The organism is Hamadaea sp. NPDC050747, assembly GCF_040654195.1.
Classification (GTDB): domain Bacteria; phylum Actinomycetota; class Actinomycetes; order Mycobacteriales; family Micromonosporaceae; genus Hamadaea.
This window is the reverse complement of sequence record NZ_JBFAHM010000003.1, coordinates 551,534-566,604: the sequence shown is the minus strand read 5'-3', so window position 1 is coordinate 566,604 and position 15,071 is coordinate 551,534. Positions and strand designations below refer to the sequence as shown.

Annotated in this window: 15 protein-coding genes; 3 read left to right on the top strand and 12 right to left on the bottom strand. The window is 70.0% G+C overall.

Annotation, left to right across the window (positions count from 1 at the left end):
* Positions 1-52: 52 nt before the first annotated feature.
* From AB0H43_RS08970 to AB0H43_RS08945, 6 genes are all read right to left on the bottom strand, one after another.
* On the bottom strand, positions 53-715 hold the full coding sequence (locus tag AB0H43_RS08970) for an O-methyltransferase (protein WP_359998508.1): 663 nt from the start codon (positions 713-715) through the stop codon (positions 53-55).
* Positions 712-1,335: a nucleoside triphosphate pyrophosphatase gene (locus tag AB0H43_RS08965; protein ID WP_359998506.1), complete on the bottom strand. Its 624-nt coding sequence runs from the start codon at positions 1,333-1,335 to the stop codon at positions 712-714. Before AB0H43_RS08965 ends, AB0H43_RS08970 begins: the two co-directional genes overlap by 4 nt.
* Before the next feature lie 31 nt (positions 1,336-1,366).
* Positions 1,367-1,570 carry an acyl-CoA carboxylase subunit epsilon gene (locus AB0H43_RS08960; RefSeq protein WP_359998504.1) on the bottom strand — a complete coding sequence of 68 codons (204 nt, stop codon included), beginning with the start codon at positions 1,568-1,570 and terminating at the stop codon, positions 1,367-1,369.
* 105 nt (positions 1,571-1,675) lie between these two features.
* The gene (locus AB0H43_RS08955; protein WP_359998503.1) at positions 1,676-2,263 is read right to left on the bottom strand and encodes a hypothetical protein; all 588 of its coding nucleotides are present in this window, start codon (positions 2,261-2,263) and stop codon (positions 1,676-1,678) included.
* A gap of 28 nt (positions 2,264-2,291) precedes the next feature.
* Positions 2,292-3,482: a type VII secretion-associated serine protease mycosin gene (gene mycP, locus AB0H43_RS08950; protein WP_359998501.1), complete on the bottom strand. Its 1,191-nt coding sequence runs from the start codon at positions 3,480-3,482 to the stop codon at positions 2,292-2,294.
* Positions 3,479-4,873: a hypothetical protein gene (locus AB0H43_RS08945; protein ID WP_359998499.1), complete on the bottom strand. Its 1,395-nt coding sequence runs from the start codon at positions 4,871-4,873 to the stop codon at positions 3,479-3,481. Before AB0H43_RS08945 ends, mycP begins: the two co-directional genes overlap by 4 nt.
* A gap of 167 nt (positions 4,874-5,040) precedes the next feature.
* Between AB0H43_RS08945 and AB0H43_RS08940 the strand changes: the two genes are divergently transcribed.
* Positions 5,041-5,649 carry a hypothetical protein gene (locus AB0H43_RS08940; protein ID WP_359998497.1) on the top strand — a complete coding sequence of 203 codons (609 nt, stop codon included), beginning with the start codon at positions 5,041-5,043 and terminating at the stop codon, positions 5,647-5,649.
* Positions 5,650-5,658: 9 nt separating this feature from the next.
* Here AB0H43_RS08940 and AB0H43_RS08935 read toward each other — a convergent pair whose 3' ends face one another.
* From AB0H43_RS08935 to AB0H43_RS08925, 3 genes are all read right to left on the bottom strand, one after another.
* The gene (locus AB0H43_RS08935; protein ID WP_359998495.1) at positions 5,659-7,236 is read right to left on the bottom strand and encodes an acyl-CoA carboxylase subunit beta; all 1,578 of its coding nucleotides are present in this window, start codon (positions 7,234-7,236) and stop codon (positions 5,659-5,661) included.
* Positions 7,237-7,411: 175 nt separating this feature from the next.
* Positions 7,412-8,098 carry a hypothetical protein gene (locus tag AB0H43_RS08930; RefSeq protein WP_359998494.1) on the bottom strand — a complete coding sequence of 229 codons (687 nt, stop codon included), beginning with the start codon at positions 8,096-8,098 and terminating at the stop codon, positions 7,412-7,414.
* A complete protein-coding gene (locus AB0H43_RS08925; RefSeq protein ID WP_359998492.1) occupies positions 8,083-9,297 on the bottom strand; it encodes a hypothetical protein in 1,215 nt (404 codons plus the stop codon). Before AB0H43_RS08925 ends, AB0H43_RS08930 begins: the two co-directional genes overlap by 16 nt.
* 147 nt (positions 9,298-9,444) lie before the next feature.
* Here AB0H43_RS08925 and AB0H43_RS08920 point away from each other — a divergent pair, with 147 nt between their 5' ends.
* The gene (locus AB0H43_RS08920) at positions 9,445-10,212 is read left to right on the top strand and encodes a biotin--[acetyl-CoA-carboxylase] ligase (RefSeq protein WP_359998490.1); all 768 of its coding nucleotides are present in this window, start codon (positions 9,445-9,447) and stop codon (positions 10,210-10,212) included.
* A gap of 68 nt (positions 10,213-10,280) precedes the next feature.
* Positions 10,281-10,802, top strand: coding sequence for a PH domain-containing protein (locus tag AB0H43_RS08915; protein WP_359998488.1), 522 nt, complete (start codon positions 10,281-10,283; stop codon positions 10,800-10,802).
* 201 nt (positions 10,803-11,003) lie between these two features.
* Here the strand turns inward: AB0H43_RS08915 and AB0H43_RS08910 are convergent, their stop codons facing one another.
* The 3 genes from AB0H43_RS08910 to AB0H43_RS08900 form a co-directional block, all read right to left on the bottom strand.
* Positions 11,004-11,612, bottom strand: coding sequence for a GtrA family protein (locus AB0H43_RS08910; protein ID WP_359998486.1), 609 nt, complete (start codon positions 11,610-11,612; stop codon positions 11,004-11,006).
* 190 nt (positions 11,613-11,802) lie between these two features.
* Positions 11,803-12,246: a GtrA family protein gene (locus tag AB0H43_RS08905; protein WP_359998484.1), complete on the bottom strand. Its 444-nt coding sequence runs from the start codon at positions 12,244-12,246 to the stop codon at positions 11,803-11,805.
* Positions 12,247-12,255: 9 nt separating this feature from the next.
* A complete protein-coding gene (locus AB0H43_RS08900) occupies positions 12,256-14,757 on the bottom strand; it encodes a sigma-70 family RNA polymerase sigma factor (RefSeq protein ID WP_359998482.1) in 2,502 nt (833 codons plus the stop codon).
* Between the last annotated feature and the right edge of the window lie 314 nt (positions 14,758-15,071).

The following is a 15,071-nucleotide window of genomic DNA, read 5'->3' as shown; positions in this document are numbered from 1 at the left end:
CCAAGATTCGACCGAGAACCCTGATCCAGCGCGGAGAGCGGCCGCGGGGCGGTCAGCGCTTGCGGGCGAGCGTGAGGCCATCCCCGACGGGCAGCATCACCGGCTCGACGCGCTTGTCGGCGGCGACCATGTCGTTGAAGGCGACGATGGCGGCGGTCGCCGAGTTCTGCTCGGCGGGCGGGTCGATGACGGTGCCGCCGCGCAGCACGTTGTCCACCACGATGAGGCCACCGGGTCGCATGCGGGGGACGAGCGCCTCCCAGTAACCCGGGTAGCCCTCCTTGTCGGCGTCGATGAACGCCCAGTCCAGGTGCGGCTCGGTGGGCAGCTGGTTCAGCCCTTCCTGCGCCGGACCCAGCCGCAGCTCGATCCGGTCGTCCACGCCCGCCCGCTCCCAGTAGCGCTGGGCGATCGCGGTGTACTCGGCGGAGATGTCGAAGCAGATCAGGCTGGAGCCCGGCGGCATACCCCGGGCCACGGCGAGGCTGGACAGGCCGGTGAAGGTGCCGACCTCCACCGCCGTACGCACGTCGAGCAGCCGGGCGAGCAGCGTGAAGAACGACGCCTGCTCCGGCGAGATCTGCATTCCGGACAGCGAGCCGAGCGCGGCCTGCGTCTCCTCGATCAGCTCGGCGACCAGGTCGTCGGGCGGGGTTCCGTGTGCCACCAGATAGTCGTGCAGCTCGGCATCGAGCGTGATGGAACGCTTGCTCATGAACGCCTCCACAAGGACATGACTGTCAGGTCCAGCCGGCCCAGCAGATGCCGCAGCACCGGCAGGGACAGTCCGATGATCGTGCTGGGGTCGCCCTCGATCCGCTCCACGAAGGGGCCGCCGAGACCGTCCATCTTGAACGCTCCGGCCACCCCGAGCGGCTCGCCGCTGTCCACGTACGCGTCCAGCTCGGCGTCGCTGATGTCGGCGAAGTGCACCACGGTGGAGGCGACCTCCTCGACCGCGCGGCCCCCCGCCAGGTCGATCAAGCAGTGCCCGGTGTGCAGTACGCCGTTCCGCCCGCGCATCGCCTGCCAGCGCTTACGTGCCTCCTCGGGTCCGTCCGGCTTACCCAGGATCTCGTCGTCGAAGGCGAGGAGCGAGTCGCAGCCGAGAACCAACGTCTGGCCGGCGGGCAGCCCGTCGCCGAGTTCACCGGAGCGGATGCGGGCGGCGACCGCGTTGGCCTTGAGCCGGGCGAGCGTGGCGCACAGCGTCTCCGCGCTGGTCGCCTCCACGGCCTCCTCGTCGACCCCGCTGACCACGACGTACGGGTCCATTCCGGCGGCGGTCAGCAAAGTCAGGCGGGCCGGGCTGGCCGAGGCGAGGACGAGGTTCATGCGCTCAGGCTAACCGCCGGGCGGCCGCCGTTCAGCGGGGCAGGCCGGACTCGCGCCAGCCACGCGGACGGCCGGGCAGGCCGCTGGCCCACCAGGCGCTGCGGGGCGACCCGGCCGCCGGAGTGGCCGGCGAAGCCGTGCTCAGCAGAGCGCCGACGAGCGCCGCGACCTGCTCGGCCGTCGGATTTCCGCGAACCACGGTGATCACCGGGGATTCGGCGTACGCGCTCGTCATGTCCCTCATTCTGCCCGGACGCGCCCGGTCTGGTGACTGCGATCCCGATCACAGGCGAAGGGCGCGCTCCCCATGGGGAACGCGCCCTTCGAACGGCGTACGCGGTCAGCCGGAGACTTCGGTGCCGTCGTCCTCGGAGCCACCCGGCGTGGTCGTCGTGGTGGTGTCCTGCGGAACGGTGACCGTGGTGTCCGTGCCGGGCACGTAGACCTGCGGGTCCGTCCGGACCTGCGTGTTGGTGTCGATCGGCGTTTCCTGCGTGGTGGCCGGTGCCTGCGTCATCACGTTGTCGACGCTCTTCGCCGTCGCCGCCGAGTACGCGTCCGCCGAGCCGTAATTGGCGCTGATGATCGTGGCCGCCTCGGACAGCGTGCCGGTGCCGGTGCCGTGGTCGAACAACCGGTTGAGCGTCACCTGGCGGATCTCGGCGTGCCGCTGCAGCGCCTCGATGAACTCGGTGAAGCCCTGGTTGGTGTAGACGTCGCCGACGGCCAGTTCGGCGGCCACCTTGTCGCGGTGGGGCAGGTAGTTCTGCTCCAGTTCAGCCTGCAGCGACTTGGCGAACGAGTCCAGATCCTTGACGTTGATCTGGATGTCCTTGTAGTCGCTGATGAACTGCGACGGGCGGTCCTCCGGGGGCAGGTTGTGGTAGAGCCTCGGGTCGTACAGCAGCTTGTCGTTCGGATCCGTCATGGTCACACCTCCGTCGCTCGGATAGCAGTCATGGTCGTGGGCCGTTCGGCCCCGTGGGGGGCGGCGGACCGGCCGGCGGGCCGGTCGACCGCCGTGGGCGCAAGGCCAGGAACAGCACCAGCGCGATGATCGCCAGCAGGACGACGCCGCCGACGCCCAAGCCGACCAGCAAACCGACGTTGCCGGTCGAGGGCGGCTCGACCGCGGCCTCGGACGGCCGCGGGCTGAACGTGGGCAGCGGGCTCGCCTTGCTCGGGCTCGCCGACGGGGCCACCTCGGCGGTCAGCGCCTTGATCGGGTCGATCGCGCCGAAGCCGTACTCCGGGTCGCGGCCGGGCGCCCCTTTGTCGGTCGCGGTGGCCTCCAGCCGGTGCAGCACCTCGGCCGCGGTCAGCTGCGGAAACTTCGACCAGACCAGGGCGGCCACCCCGGACACGATCGCGGTCGCGTCACTCGTCCCGGTGCCGTAGCGCCAGATGCCGCCGCGGCTGTCGCTGTAGATGGTCTTCGCCGGCGCGGACAACTCCACCTCGTCGCCGGTGACCGACGTCGAAAGATGGTTGCCCTGCTGGTCCAGTCCGCCGACGGCGACCGCCCAGGGGTACCGGCCCGGCACCTGTACGCCGTTGTCGTGCGCGTCGGTGTTGCCGGCCGCGGCGAAGATCAGCACCCCTGCGGCCTGCGCCTCGTTGACCGCACGCAGGGTCTCGATGTCGCCCACCGACTGCGAAATGTTGATGATCTTCGCGCCGTGCTGGACGGCCCAGCGGATGCCTTCGGCGACCGGCACGTCACCACCCTCGACAGCGGCCGAGCCCTTGCCGACGCTCATCCGGATCGGCAGGATCTTCGCCTTGGGGGCGATCCCGAGCGCGCCGTCGCGGTTGTTGGTGCCGTGGCCGTGCGCGGCGATGATCCCGGCCATGCCGGTGCCGTGCCCGTCGTCGTCGGCGCGGCCGTTGCCGGTGCCGCCCTTGATGACGTCGACTCCATTGAGGACGTTACCGGTCAGGTCGGGATGATCGGCCACACCGGTGTCGATCACGGCCACGGTGATGCCCTGGCCCTGGGCGATCTGGTGGGCCTGGGCGATCTTCAGGAAGCCGAGGTGCCACTGCTTGGCGCGGATGGCTTCGCCGTGCGCCGCGGCCGGCGTGGCGGACGCGAGGACGGCCGAAGCCGCCAGCGCCGCCAGCGCCGACCGGTGCAGCAACCTCACCAGCGGCCGCCGATCGCGGGACCGGGGTCGATGGGACCGCTGTCGCCGGGGGCGTCGACGATCGGGTTCACACCCTCGGCGACCTCCCACGGGTTGTCCGGGTCCCACTCGTTGGCGTGCTCGTCGTCGCCGCGCTTGCCGCGGCCGCCGGCGCCCGCGCCGACCATGCCCGCGCCCCGGCTACCGGCGACACCGGCGCCGCCACGGCCTCCGGCGGCGCCAGGACCGCCGACGCCCGCTGCGCCACCTCGGCCGCCGCCGATCACACCACCGGCAGGGTTCACACCTCGGCCGGCCATGCCACCCGTCGTGGGACGAGCGCCGGGCTGGCCACCGATGATGCCCTGGGGGCCGACGAGCGGACGTCCGCCGGGCGGACCGGCCAACGGGTTCTTACCGCCCAAGACGTTGGGGCCGAGGGGGCCGGGACGAACCGTCGGCCCCGTCGGGCCGGGCGGCAGATTGGGCTTGATGATGCCCTGCGGGCCGACCGGAGGCACCACCGGCGGAGTGCCGATCGGGCCGGGCGGAGCACCCGGCAGAGTCGGCGCGGTCGGCATCGGCGTCGGCGCCGTGGGCGTCGGAACGTAGGTGGTGCCCGTCAGCGACGGCTGCGACGGCGGAACGTAGGCGGGCATCGGCACCATCGGGGGAACCGAACTCGAGCTGCCGCTGAAGGAGTTCGAGGATCCGGTGGACCCCGTCGAGCCGGTGCTGCCGCTGTCGCCGCCGCTGTCGTCTCGCGGCGTGCCCGCGAGCTTCGGCGGCGTGTAGGGCTGCGGCTCGACCATGTTGCCCTTGCTGACCACCAGATCGGTGCTCAGGTTCGACATCGCGGTCCGCGCCTGGTTGTCCAGCGCCTCCTGCTTGGAGGCCACGTTGGGATCCGGGTTCGACCGCTGCCACGCCGAGAGCGCGCTCTTGTAGCTGCTGGACCCCTCGGTGTACATGTCGGCGTACTGCGACTTCTTCGCCGCCAGGTTCTGGTCGTAGGTCGACTGCGTGCCGAGGTTCTCGAGCCACTGGTCGTACAACGGCTTGACCTTGTACTTCGCCTCGCCGATGGCAGAGGCGAGATTGGTCGCGCTGGTCTTGTTGGTGACCGCGCCGTCGTAGACGTCCTGCACGCTCTTGATGAGCTCGTCGAGCTTCGTGACATATGCCTGGGAGGCCTCGCTCTTCTCCGGCGGCCACGCCGTGACGAGCTGCTCCCGGAAGTCCTTCAATCGGTAAAGGTTGGTGGAGGCCAGGTCGATGGCCTTCTGCCAGCCACTGGCCTGCTTCCACATCGGCTCGGTGTCGATTTCGCTGATGTACGCCCACATCGTGGGCGTGTCCTTGTCCCACCAGCTGGTGCCGCCACCGCCGCCACCACCACCCGCGTCAAGCATCGCCAGACCCTCCCCAATGTTCGAGCGATCGATGCTGAGGATACTTTGCCATGGCAACGAGGTGCTACCCGATGCGCTGCCTGTGGATAACTTTGCGGATGGACGGGTGAGCGCTGATCGGTTCGGCATCGGCGTTGCCGGTCGCGGCACTGCGCGTTACCCCTACCGTGGCAGCACGCACCCTGGTCATCGCTCTGTTCGTCCTTGTCGCGACCGCCGGATGCGAGCCGCGTACCACGGGGACGTCCGCTCCGGACGTCAGCGCCGGCTCCACGCACGCGGCGAATCTGCTCACCCGGCGGGACATTCCCGGCGCCGGGTGGCGGTCGGTGGGCGTACCAGCTGAATTGGGCTGGTCCTTCGCGGTGCGTGGGTGCCCGGTCTACGCCGCCGCCGACTACCCCGCGCAGGACCACCGAACCGAGACGCGCGCCGCGGCCTTCAGCCAAGGGCACGGCCGCGAGGTGCGGCTCGTCCTGGAGCGGTACGCGGACAGCTGGGCGGATCAGGCGATGACCGACGTACGCCGGGTGATCGTGGCCTGCCCGCGCTACGACGACGGCGAAGTCCTGGCGAGCCACACGATCGAGGCGGAGCGGTTCGCCGGCGACGATTCGCTGCTGGTACGCAGCGACCACGTCAAGGGAGCGGAGCCGGCCCGCGAGTGGTGGACGGCGGTGGTACGCCAGGGCGCGACCGTCGCCACCGTCACCGGCACGCAACTCACCGAGACCGAGGTACGCCGAATCGCGCTCGCCCAGCTCGATCGGCTCTGACCGGTCGGGTCAGAGCGGGATGTTGCCGTGCTTCTTCGGCGGCAGCGTATCCCGCTTGGTACGCAACGTCCGCAGCGCCCGGGTCACGTGCGGCCGGGTCGTTGACGGCTGGATGACCGCGTCGACGTAGCCCCGTTCGGCGGCGACGTACGGGTTGGCCAGGGTGTCCTCGTACTCCGTGATCATCTTGGCGCGCTCGATCACCGGATCGGCGGCCTGGGCCAGTTCCTGGCGGTAGAGGATGTTGACCGCGCCCTGAGCGCCCATCACCGCGATCTGCGCGGTCGGCCAGGCGAAGTTCAAGTCCGCGCCGAGGTGCTTGGACCCCATGACGTCGTACGCGCCGCCGTAAGCCTTCCGGGTGATCACGGTGATCTTCGGGACCGTCGCCTCGGCGTACGCGTAGATGAGCTTGGCGCCGCGCCGGATGATCCCCTCCCACTCCTGGCCGGTGCCGGGCAGGAAACCGGGGACGTCGACGAAGGTGAGCACGGGGATGTTGAACGCGTCGCAGGTACGCACGAACCGCGCTGCCTTCTCGCTGGCGGCGATGTCGAGGCAGCCCGCGAAGTGCATCGGCTGGTTGGCGACCACGCCGACCGGACGGCCCTCGACCCGGCCGAAGCCGACCACGATGTTCTGCGCGTACAGCGGCTGGACCTCGAGGAATTCGCCGTCGTCGAGGACTGTCTCGATGACCTTGTGCATGTCGTAGGGCTGGTTGGCCGAGTCGGGAATGAGGACGTCCAGCGCCTCGTCTTCCGTGCTCGCGTCGAGCGAGGCCTCGGCCGGGAACGACGGCGGCTCGTCCATGTTGTTGGCCGGCAGGTACGCCAGTAGCGCCTTCACGTACTCGATCGCGTCGTCCTCGTCGGCGGCCAGATAGTGCGCGTTGCCCGACTTGGTGTTGTGCGTACGCGCCCCGCCCAGCTCCTCGAAGCCGACGTCCTCGCCGGTGACCGTCTTGATGACGTCGGGGCCGGTGATGAACATGTGCGAGGTCTGATCGACCATCACGGTGAAGTCGGTGACGGCGGGCGAGTAGACCGCCCCGCCGGCGCACGGCCCCATGACCAGGGAGATCTGCGGGATCACTCCGGACGCCCGGACGTTGCGGAAGAAGATCTCACCGTAGAGGCCCAGCGAGACGACGCCTTCCTGGATCCGCGCGCCGCCGGAGTCGTTGATCCCCACGACCGGGCAGCCGATCTTCATGGCCAGGTCCATGACCTTGACGATCTTCTCGCCGAAGACCTCGCCGAGGGAGCCGCCGAAGACCGTGAAGTCCTGGGCGAACACGCAGACCTGCCGGCCGTCGACGGTGCCATAGCCGGTGACCACGCCGTCGCCGTAAGGCCGCGTCTTCTCCAGCCCGAAGTTGGTGGACCGGTGCCTCGCCAGCTCGTCCAGCTCGACGAAGGAGCCCTCGTCGAGGAGCATCGCGATCCGCTCTCGCGCCGTCTTCTTGCCACGCGAGTGCTGTTTCTCCACCGCGCGGGCCGACCCGGCGTGCACTGCCTCGTCGATGCGGGCGGTCAGCTCGGCCAGCTTGCCGGCGGTGGTATGCGGATCCGGAGCCTCGGTCATGCCGAGATCCTAACGATCGTTCGGCCCCCGGTCGCTGTGATGCGGGCCATCGACCCGGCCGGGTCCTCCCGGACGCTTCGGGAAGATCATCGCGTCAGGCATGCTGTTTGAACGGGCATTTCGCGCCGCGAAGCAGCATGGCTGACGCAATGATCACGCCCCGTCGAAGGGGAGGTCAGCTGGTGAGGATGACGCCGGGGTGGAGGGCGATCGCGGCCGCGCCGCGCAGCTGCACCAGGCCCTTCTGCCCGGCGGCGAGCGTCTCGGCCGGCCCGTCCTTCAGCCGGATCCCGGCGACCGCGAGCGGCGCCGGCGAACCGGGCACGGTGACGGTGGCGCCGACGGGGAGGTCACCGGCGAGCACGTCGGCCGCCACGGTGGCCACCATGTCCGCGCCCGCGCCCGCCACCTCCTTGACCAGCAGGATGGATACGCGTACGGCATCGGCCGGCAGTGCGGGCTCGGGCCGGGGCGACAGCATGCCCGCGTGCTCGTGGAAGAGCCGGCTCAACTGCTCCCGATCCGGCGACGCCGGGTCGAAGCCCTGGGCGCGCATGTGCTCGACGAATTCGTCCGGCACCGGCAGGTCGTAGCGCTCGACCAGGTACGCCGTGATGTGCGGCCAGGCCCAGACCCCGTCGGTGTAGACGCTGGCCCCGCCCGGCAGTTCGACGTCGCCGCGCGGATCGCGCTGGAACCCGGGCACGACGGTGAGCGGCTCACCACCGTGGAGGTACGCGACGATCCGCGGCTTCTCGGCGGCCACCCGCGGCTCGGCCAGCAGGTCCTCGGCGCCGACGGCGGTCCCGGCGACGTATCCGAGGTCTGCGTAGAAGCCGAAGAACTTCAGTCGAGCATCCACCCGTCCTGCTCCCAGTCGAAGGTCTGCCACTGACCGCCGGAGACGAAACTGCCGTCGGGGTTGACGATGAGCGTCTGATTGTAGCCGTGCACGGTGGCCTTCAACTCGCGCGCCACCGCCATGTTCATGTTGCCGCCGTAGCAGGTCACAAGGCGTACGGGGGTGCCCGGGACGTAGTCCGGATTGGCCTTGATGATCGCCGCGACCTCGGCCGGGGACATGTCGTGCGGGAAGCCGGACGGGCGGCCGTGGATCACCACCTGGTGTACGCCGTCCTCCGTCTTGATGTACGAGTACGCCTTCAGCGTGTTCGGGTCGTTGCCGATCGCGGTGGCGCCCGGTCGATGCTGGACGGTCGGCTCCCAGGTGGCCGGGTCGAAGTCCTCGTTGGCCAGCCGAGCCGGGCGGTTGCCTCCCGGCAGGTCGTCGGCCTTGCCCAGGAGCTTGCGCAGCAGGCCCTTGAGCTGCTCGAGCAGCTCGCCGAGCTTCTTCGCCATCGGGATGAGCTTCTTGAGGCTGGACAGCAGCGCCCGGACGAACTTCTGGATCTTGTTCACCCAGGTCGTCACCAGCGACACCACCTGGCCGATGACGACCGGCGTCGCCAGGCCCAGGGTCAGTCCCGCCTCGGCCAGCCACTGCGGCAGGCGAGCGGCCAGCGTGCCGATGAACTGGGCGATCAGGTCCCGGACGATGCCCCGGACCAGACCGACGATCAGCCCGGCGCCCATCACGGCGTAGTGAATGCCGTGAGCCGCCTTGCCGATGCCCTCCAACACGGTCACCTGCGTGCCCGCATGCTGCCGGTACGCGTCCCCGGACGGGCCGATCCACGACGCCGTCTCCACCTTGATCGCGTCCGCGTAGTACTTCTGGGCGTCCAACGTGTACTTCGACACGTTCTCCCAGGTCTGCGCGTGCGCCGAGATCTCGTCCGGATTACCGGCCAGCCAGTCGAGCGCGTCCTTGAGCGGCTTGACGTGCTCCATCAACCAGGAGACACCCCACGCCACCAGGGACCCGATCGGGTCCAAGGCCAGACCCACCAGGTCGAGGGTGCCGCCGACGGTGCCGAGCGTGCCGTCGACCCAACTGTCGTTCTTGATGCCCTCGGAGACCTGGGCGACATCCTCGACCAGGCCCAGGCCCGTGTACCACGTCGTGGACGATTGAGCCTGCGCCACCAGCGGATTGCCCACTCGCGAAACCTCCCCGTGCGCACCGGTAGCGCCTCCCCAGGACTCCGGTGCGCCGCCGACGCTACGGAAATCCGGCACCGTGCCGCAAGACACCTTCGATCGCCCTGTGGATAACCTGATCAACCATCCGTCTGAGACCCTGATCGGGTGAAGTTCCGCGTACGCGAGGTGCAGGAAACCGGGTCGACCAACGCCGACGTGCTGGCGGCGGCCCTGGCCGGCGAGCCCGAAGGGCTCGTGGTGGCGGCCGGGACGCAGACGGCCGGGCGGGGGCGGCTGGGGCGTACGTGGCAGTCGCCGCCGGGCGGGGGACTGTGGTTCAGCGTTCTGCTGCGTCCCGCCATACCCCCGGCGCGGCTCGGCTGGCTGCCGCTGCTCGCCGGAGTGACCCTGGCGCACTGCGTACGCGACGTCGCCGGGGTCGCCGCCGCGCTCAAATGGCCCAACGACCTGCTCGTCGGCGGGAAGAAGTGCGCCGGGATCCTCGCCGAGGCGACCGGCACCGGAGCGATCGCGCTCGGCATCGGACTCAACACCCGGCTGACCGAGGAACAGCTGCCGCCCCCGCCGCCGTCCGGTCTGCCGCCGACGTCGCTGGCCCTGGCTGGCGCGTCCGACGTGGACAACGACGCGATGCTCACCGCTCTGCTCGACCGGCTGGCCTCGGCGTACTCCGCTTGGCGCGAGGCCGGCGGCGACCCCGAGGAGTCCGGGCTGCGATCGGCGTACCTGGGCGTCTGCGCCACGATCGGCCTCGACGTACGCGCGATCCTGCCCGGTGGCGCGGAGATCCGCGGCCGAGCGACCACAGTGGATGGCGAGGGCCGGCTGGTCGTGGCGGGCCGGTCGATCGCGGCCGGCGACATCGTCCATCTTCGGGCGGATGACCAGGCAATGCCGCGAACCGACCGATAGCGCGACTGGACTACGGGGACTAACCTCAGCGCGTCGACTGCGAGAGCAGCACCATCAGGAGGTTAGTCGTGGCATTCCCCGAGGACGTGCTCAGCGGAGACGAGCGCGTCGTCATGCATTTGCACCCGCACTGGAAAGCGCTGATCCGGCCGGTCTTCGTGACCCTCGTGGCCATCGCCGCGACCATCCTGGCCGGGATCTTCATCAACCAGATCGGGCTCATCGTGGTCGGCGCCCTGGCGCTGGTCGCCATCGTGTGGCTGGCCCTGTGGCCGTACCTCGTCTGGAAGACGACGCACTACGTCTTCACCAACGAGCGCGTGCTCCTGCAGACCGGCGTCTTCTCGCGCAACCGGCGCGACATCCCGGTCAACCGGATCAACGACCACTCCATGGGGCAGACCTTCATCGAGCGGCTGCTCGGCTGCGGCACGCTCACCATCGAGTCGGCCGGCGAGCGGGGACAGTCGGTGCTCAGCGACATCCCGCACGTCGAGCGGGTCCAGACGGCGCTCTACGAGATCGTCGAGGCGGACCGGGACTCGCACAGCTTCGACGACGACGAGCGGCCCGCCGCTCCGGCGAAGTAGCCCGCGGGCGAAGTAGCCCGCACCCAAGATCGCTCCAACAAGATCAGGGTCATTTCCATGTCGCCATAACGACGCGGAAATGACCCTGATCTTGCGTATAGCCTGCGCAGCTAGCCCGCGCAGCGGACCCAGGCGTGTAGCCCGCGCAGCGGACCCAGGCGTATAGCCCGCGCAGCGGACCCAGGCGGACCGGCGCGAAAGCTAGCGCCGCGAGGCGGACGCGGTCAGCTCGGTGAACTGCTCCTCGGTGAGCAGCCCATCGGAGTACGCCGCCTCGATCTCCTCGAGGGTGGCCTCGACGCCCAGCGTGCCGGTGGTGGCCACGGCCGCCGCCAGCGCCTCGCTCTCGGCGACGTCGTCGGAGGAGACGGTCGAGGCGCCCCGGAAGACGAACGTCCGGTATGCCCAGAACCGGAAGACGGTTCCGATTCCCAGGCCGAGCACCTTGGCGATGTTGACCGCGAGGATGCTGTTCGTGCCCAGGATGTAGACGGTGGCCCCGATGAGCGCCGACTCGATGCCGAGCCCGATCACGTTGAAGATCACGAAGAGCGCGAACTCGCGGGACGTGGAGTGATCGCTGGGCCGGTCACGGAAGGTCCAATACCGGCTCATCAGGTACGCGAAGACCGTGGCGACCGCGGTCGCCACGAAGTTGGCCTTGACCCGCCCGACGTCGTGGATGCCGACCAGGAGGGCGTTGAAGACGGCGAGATTGATCAGCGTGTTGAGGATGCCGACCAGGCCGAACTTCAGGGCCTCATGGGCGAGCTGCTGGAATCGTTCAGGCAGGAAGCGGACAAGACGCACCCACCCACATTAGGGGATGGCTGCTCGAACCGACGACCGATCGGCCGAGTGTGGGGGGCAAATCACCGGGATCGTTACACAACACACAGCGGAAACACAGCCAACATCATCGATCCGTCACCCGCCCCGCACGGAACCCGCGGAGCCCGGCGAATCCGCGGAACCCGGCGAATCCGCGGAACCCGCGGAACTAGCTGGAGGGGGCGAAGACGAACCGGCGGTACGTCCAGAACCGGAAGATCGTGGCCAGGGCGTTGCCGACGATCTGCGCGGAGATCACATCGGCGAAGTCGGTCTGGAAGGCCGGCCAGATCGAGCCCAGCACATAGTGGCTGAAGCCCAGCACCGCGAGGGTGATGCCCAGCCCGATCAGGTTGAACGTGAAGTAGAGGACGTATTCCCGGTGCAGGGCCGAGCGCGGGCGGTCCCGCCAGGTCCAGAACCGGTTGCCGATGAAGGCGCAGGTCGCCGAGATCACGGTGGCGATGATCTTCGCGACGGTGGTCTCGACGTCGGCCGCCAGCAGCGCGCTGTAGACCGCCGTGTCGATGACGAACGCCGTACCGCCGACCACCCCGAACTTGCCCAGTTCGTGGATCAGGTGGCGGAAGCGGTTGTAGAGCGATCGGAACACGGGCTCAGACTACCGGGAGTCGATCTGCTGGGCGTACACGAGGAGTCCGAGGACGAAGGGGTCTCCGCCGGAGCGCAGAGTGATCGAGCCGCCGTCGGCGCGTCCTTCGAACCGCAGGACGTCCACGCCCGGCGTACGCCAGACGCAGGTTCCGCCGGTCGCGCAGACGACCGCGCGGGCGCTGGCGCTCTCCCCTCGGGCCAGGTTGCCGGCCTCGCCCACCGGACGACGGCCGATCAGCAAGGTGTCGCCGGTCAGTCCGCGGTCGCCTTCCCACAACGCGAGGCCGACCTCCACCTTCGCCCCGTCGAGCACTCGGACGGTTACGTGGGAATCAGGCTGGTTCAGGTTCGCCGGTCCGAGCTGGACCGCCACCTCGGTCAGCGGCGCCTTCGCCTGCTCGTAGACGACGGCGATGCTCCAGCCCGCGTACGCCCCCGCTCCGGCGGGCAGACCGGCGGCGGCCGCGGCCACCCACCACGAGCCGCCGCCGTCGCCCTGGAGCAGCCGGGTCACGTCCGCGTACCCCTGGCCGGCGGACCGCGCCAGCTTCACCGGGTGCCAGCCGGCGTTCGGCCCGTGCAGCGCCACCAGGTCCGGCACCGCCGTCGACCCGCCCACGACCAGCGCGGCCCAGCGCACGCGGGCGCCCCGGGGCACGTCCACCAGCGCACCGCTGGCGACCTTGTCCCCGGCCAGCTCGGCGAGCTGCCCGTCCGGAGTGGTCGGGCCGCCCGGCGCGAACAGGCCGTAGGGCGGCCCGGGTTCGGTCGCCGACGGCAGCAGCGGGACCATGGTCAGCGCATTGTTGTCCGAGGCCAGGCAGGCCGGTCGGGGCAGGCAGCTGAGCAGCGCGTTCCCGCCGAGGGTCGTGCGGAGCCGGCCGGTCCCGGCGAAGGCGGTCACCGTGCCGGCCGGCGCGATCGGCAGCCGGAATCGCATGGATCGCCCAGCGAAGCGCAGCGCGACCGGCTGGAATCCCGTCACCTGCGGTCCGATGGCGATCGGCACCTTGGCCACCGTCCGCGCGCCGGGCTCGGCCCGCGTACAGGTCACGGTCGAGCCGCCGCGGCAGGTCCAGCCGTCGCCCGCGTCACGGCCCGCGAGCGTCACCCCGGTAGGCAAGGCCAGGATGAATATCCAGCTCCTTTTATTGATACGCGCAGCGGAGCGGCCGGTCAGCGTCAAGGCTTCGAGGCGCGAACCGGATTCCGTGCGGCTGAACACCAACGGCAGTGCTGTCTTTCCCCCGGCGACATACGTAGAGCCGGCCGGATCTGGAGTGATCGAGACGTTTTCGGGTGCCGTTATCGGAGTCGTCCGTGGTTCGGCTGTTCCGCTGATGGCCGGCGGGGAGATCGCGGGAAGTCGTGTCGGACTGGTGTCCAGGGTCGGCTGGGGTGCCGTGGTCGCGAGGAGCGGAGGCTCCGCCGGAGCCGGGACGGGCAGTTCGGCGGCCGTGGACCCCCGCGACGACTGCGGCGGGCCCGGATGTGCGACGACGCTGACGACGAAGACGGCCACCCCGAGGATCGCCGCGAGGATCAGCCCGCTCGCGGCCGCCACGTTCGGCCCGCCGTACCGCCGGGCCAGCCGTTTCGGCAGGGTGGTCAACCACCACCAGGCGTCGGTCGCGATCCGGACGAGGCCGCCGGTGAGCCCGTGCCACCACGCCGCCACCGCACCGGTCAGCGACGCCCACACTCCGGCGAGTCCGGCTTTCGCCGCCGTCGAGGCGAGGTAGCCCGGCCCGGCCGCGCCCAGCAGCAACGGCGCGAGCACCACCCGTAAGCTCACGTTCGCCTCGGTCAGCTCGCGGTGCAGGCGGCGGCATTCGGCGCATTCGGCGAGGTGATCCTCGACCTTGGTGCGTTCCCGCCCGGCCAGTCCGGCGCGGACGTAACCGGGTAGGTGCTCGCCGGTCCAGTGGCATCGGGGCGACCCGGTCAGCGTGATGTGCTCGGCCAGATATCCCTGGCGAAGGCGTTCCCGAGCCCGGAAGGCGAGCACGGCCACGGCGTTCGCGGTCAACCCGAACAGCGGCGCGATCTGCGTCGGCGTCTCACCCTCGACCTCCGTATGCCACAGCACCGCGCGCCAGCGTTCGGGCAGCCGGGCGAAGGCACGGGCGGCGTACGACCGCTCGAGCGCGGCGATCGAGGGGTCCTCGTACGGCTCGGGCCGCTCGTACTCCTCGATCACGTCGGTCGGCTCGACCTTCTGATTGCGCCGCACGCGGTCGTAGAACGCGTTGCGTACGACGGTGAGCAGGTAGGGCCGGAACGCCGTCTGTGGTCCGCCGCCCGCCCGCAGCGTGCCCAGGACCCGGGCGAACGCCTCGGCGGCGAGGTCTTCGGCCTCCCCGCGATCACGGGCAAGCACGACGGCGAGGCGCTTCGCCGCGTCCGCGTGGCGGCGATACAACTCGCCGTACGCGTCGGTGTCGCCATCGCGAACGCGGGTCAGCAACTCCGCGTCCGAACTCAGGGCAGAGTCGATCTGAACGGTCACCGCTGCCTCCGGGGGGAGCTTTGTGCAGGCTGTCCGATATGCCCCAAAACCCTAACCTTCGTCCCCCATCCAGGGGAACCCCCAATTCCGCCGTAACCTCGGCCGATCCCGGTCGCCTCGCCAAGATCAACAATGGCGGGTCGGCAAGGTTTGCGCGCGGACGCGCGCGGGGATGGAGAAACGAACGTCCGCGCGCACAAACGCCGCAGCTTGTGCAGTTCTTCACAAGACGGCAAGGGCTCAGGAGGCGTAGCAGGGCTTACGCTGAGGGCACGTTCAGGTGAACGCGCCATCCCGTCGCACCCGCCGGGACC

Excerpts from the sequence above, each read along its gene's own strand:
- AB0H43_RS08970 (WP_359998508.1), bottom strand. The coding sequence starts at position 715 with ATGAGCAAGCGTTCCATCACGCTCGATGCCGAGCTGCACGACTATCTG.
- AB0H43_RS08965 (WP_359998506.1), bottom strand. The coding sequence starts at position 1,335 with ATGAACCTCGTCCTCGCCTCGGCCAGCCCGGCCCGCCTGACTTTGCTG.
- AB0H43_RS08960 (WP_359998504.1), bottom strand. The coding sequence starts at position 1,570 with ATGACGAGCGCGTACGCCGAATCCCCGGTGATCACCGTGGTTCGCGGA.
- AB0H43_RS08955 (WP_359998503.1), bottom strand. The coding sequence starts at position 2,263 with ATGACGGATCCGAACGACAAGCTGCTGTACGACCCGAGGCTCTACCAC.
- AB0H43_RS08945 (WP_359998499.1), bottom strand. The coding sequence starts at position 4,873 with ATGCTTGACGCGGGTGGTGGTGGCGGCGGTGGCGGCACCAGCTGGTGG.
- AB0H43_RS08935 (WP_359998495.1), bottom strand. The coding sequence starts at position 7,236 with ATGACCGAGGCTCCGGATCCGCATACCACCGCCGGCAAGCTGGCCGAG.